A 3,566-nucleotide genomic window follows, 5' to 3' on the forward strand; every position below is an offset into this window, starting at 1 on the left:
CAATTCTGGGTTGATTGTTGGGCAATATCTGACCAATTGCGCTCTAAATACAATAGTGATGTTTGGTGTTTAGGCAATTCAACTTCTAGATGCTGTTGAGTCAAGAGAATTTCCACTTGAGCATCTTTTAATATATATTCAATCCGCTCTTTTGGATAATTTACGTCAATGGGTATATAGGCTGCCCCTGCCTTGAGGATGCCTAAAATGGCTATACTCATTTCTAGAGATCGCTCTACACAAATCCCTACCAATACCTCTGGTTTTACTCCCAGTTTTTGCAAATAATGCGCTAGTTGATTTGCTCGTTGGCTTAATTCCCGATAACTTAGCTGTTGGTTTTCAAATACCACTGCGATCGCATCAGGTGTTTTCTCTACCTGCGCTTCAAATAATTCATTAATACATTTATCCTGGGGGTAATCAGTAGCTGTATCATTCCACTTCCGTAGCAATTGATGCTGCTCAAATTCTGTCAACAATGGTAAATCTGACAAACGCTGCTGCGGATTAGCAACAATTGCTTCAAACAACGTTTGCAAATGACCTACCATCCTTTGTATGGAACTTTGAGCAAATAAATCAGTATTGTATTCAAAAGTTCCAACTAACCCTGACTCCGTTTCTATCATCTCTAGGGTTAAATCAAACTGGACAGTACCACTATCACTTTTCAACTGAGTTAAAGTTAAACCAGGCAACTCTAAAGCTGACATCGGCGCATTTTGAAGTATAAACATCACTTGAAATAGTGGTGTATGACTTAAAGAACGCTGTGGTTGCAGTTGCTCAACTAACAACTCAAAAGGCAAATCCTGATGTGCATAAGCTCCTAATGATACTTCCCGCACCCGTTTTAGTAGCTCCTCAAAACTGGGATTTCTCGCTAAATTAGTTTGCAATACTAGGGTATTGACAAAAAATCCAATCAACCCTTCTATTTCCGCACGGTTGCGGTTAGCAATGGGTGAGCCAACCACAATGTCTTGTTGACCTGTATAACGCCATAGCAGTATTTGGAAACCTGCTAACAACGTCATAAATAAAGTACTTCCCTGCTGCTGGCTTAATTTATTCAGGGATGTGGATAGTCCTTTTGATAACTCAAATGAGTAGGTTGCACCACGGTAAGTTTGAATTCCTGGTCTTGGGTAGTCTGTAGGTAATTGTAATACTTTTGGTGCATTATCTAACTGCTTAAGCCAATAAGATATCTGAGTTTCGAGTGCTTCTGCTTGCAGCCATTGTCTTTGCCAAGCAGCGAAGTCTACATACTGTATTGGTAATGTAGGCAATGGAGAGGGCTGTCCCTTACAAAAAGCTTGATAAAGTGTTGCTAATTCTTCTACTAATACGCCGATTGACCAACCGTCAGAAACAATGTGGTGCATTGTCAGTAGGACGATATGTTCTTGCTCTCCAAGACGTAATAGCTTGACTCTCAGTAGATGGTCACTGCTAATGTCAAAGGGTTGTTGTGCTGCTTGTGCTGCTTGTTGTTTAATTTCGGCTTGTTGTTGATTTTCTGGTAGGTCACTAATATCAAATATTGACAGCGTTATGGGCTTTTCTTGAGAGATGACGGCTACCGCTTGTCCTTCTCTGGTTTGAAAATTAGTTCGCAGTGCTTCATGACGGCTGATAATTTCGTTAAAACTTTGTTGTAATGCTCCTACATTTAACTGTCCCTGTAGGCGAACAGCAGCAAGTATGTTGTAGAACGGGTTATCTGGTTCTAATTGAGCTAAAAACCACAGTCTTTGTTGAGCAAAGGATAGGGGAGCAGGACTTGTTTGAGAACGTCTGGGAATGACTTCTAATTGAGAGTCAACTTCACCCCGCAGCCGTTTTTCGAGAAGCGATCGCTGAGTGGGTGAAAGTTTTGACCGTCGTTGTAAAAGTTTATCTTTTGTGTTGTCCATAATGCCCCTATCAAGCTACAAGCACTTCTAATTGAGAATTTTGACGTTTACATATTCAGGGAAGGGTTGAATGCGTGTGAGGTTATTTTCTAAAATTTGCAAATCTCCCTGCTTGGCAAATTCCTGGAAGCCTGCAAATTTGTACGAGACATACATCATTCTGTTGCGATCGTTGGAAACAAACTCAGAACGCAGACGAACATTATTATTTTTAGCTAATGTCATAATATAGTTGAGCATAATTGTGCCGACGCTTCTAGACATCACACGACAAGACATCAACAAAAGTTTTATAGTCCAGACTAACTCTTGGCATTCCACAAGAATTAAGCCAATTTTGCCGTAACTACCGTACTTATCATCCAAACTTGCAATTAAAAGTTTATGCTTATCTGATTGCCGAAAATGATTTAGTTCGTCATAGGAGTATGTATAACCCGTTGTATTCAATTGATTGGTTCTGACTGTTAATTCTTCGGCTCTTTGCAAATCCTCTTCCTGGGCAGAAGAGATAGTAAAAGTCATATTGAGTGTAGCTAAAAATTCTTCTTGAGTGCCGACAAAAGTTTTTTCAGAATTATTTCTAATTATATCACCAATATACATCAACCGTCTCAATTTTGAATCTTTCGTAATAAAACGAGGATTCATTTCTGGCAGAGCTAGCAAATTTGCTAGTTCAGCAGCATTGATACAAAGAACTTCAGGTAGTGAAAATTTTACTTCTTCTAATTCAAATAATTGGTCATCTATAAAAGCAAATGTATCAATACCTAAATTGAGAGACTTAGCAATTTCTTGAAGAGAACTTGACTTAGAGTTCCAGTTAATTTGGGGATAGAGGAAATATTCGTGTAATTCAAACTCTTGGAGTTGTGCCATTGCTTTAGCGGCATCATTTTTACTAGCAATAGATTGTAAAATGCCACGACTATCTAATGTTTTGATAATCTCGACTACCTCATCTCGCAAGTCAACGCAGTCATCTTCCAACAATACACCATCCCAAAGTGTATTATCTAAATCCCAAACTACACATTTAATAAATTTTTTCGCAGCTTGTTGATGATTTAAAACTTTTGCTTTGGTACTAATCATGTTTTCACATCCTTGCCGATAATTTTTGAGGCACAGTAGGAGTAGGTTGTGAGATATACTCTTGATAACCGTAATCTGCAATGGTTATCTCTTGTATTTGCGTGCTGCCTTCAATTATTTCCATGATTTTGGCATCTCGTAAATATCTAGCAACAGAATATTCACTTGTACAACCATTGGCACCGTGAATTTGTACAGCATCATTGGCGATTTTAGTTGCGGTTGTAGAGGCGAAATATTTAGCAATTGAAGTTTCCATTATGGAAGTGCGATCGCCAATTTGTTTAAGATAGCCAGCTTGATAGCACAATAACCTTGCTGCTTTGACATTAGCGATCATTTCAGTAATCATTTGTCGAATCAATTGATGTTCTTTTAGATAAACACCAAACTGCTTGCGTTCGCTTGTGTATTGAATACAAGCTTCTAGACAAGCTTGAGCAATACCAACAGAACCCCACGCTACACTATATCTTCCATAATCTAGTGCAGAAGAAGCGATATAAGAAAAACCAAAACCTAACTTACCTACTAAATTTTCTTGTG

General features: G+C 38.6%; 3 protein-coding genes. All 3 read right to left on the minus strand.

Annotated elements, in window-relative coordinates; translation table 11 throughout:
* Positions 1-1,922: condensation domain-containing protein (locus LC574_RS31380; RefSeq protein ID WP_229457480.1), on the minus strand; the 1,922-nt coding region annotated here is incomplete at its 3' end.
* A gap of 27 nt (positions 1,923-1,949) precedes the next feature.
* Complete coding sequence (locus tag LC574_RS31385) at positions 1,950-3,020, minus strand: HAD family hydrolase (RefSeq protein ID WP_229457481.1); 1,071 nt, start codon at positions 3,018-3,020, stop codon at positions 1,950-1,952.
* A gap of 4 nt (positions 3,021-3,024) precedes the next feature.
* Positions 3,025-3,566: acyl-CoA dehydrogenase family protein (locus LC574_RS31390; protein WP_229457482.1), on the minus strand; the 542-nt coding region annotated here is incomplete at its 5' end.

This window comes from Nostoc sp. CHAB 5715, from assembly GCF_020829685.1.
Classification (GTDB): Bacteria; Cyanobacteriota; Cyanobacteriia; order Cyanobacteriales; family Nostocaceae; genus Nostoc.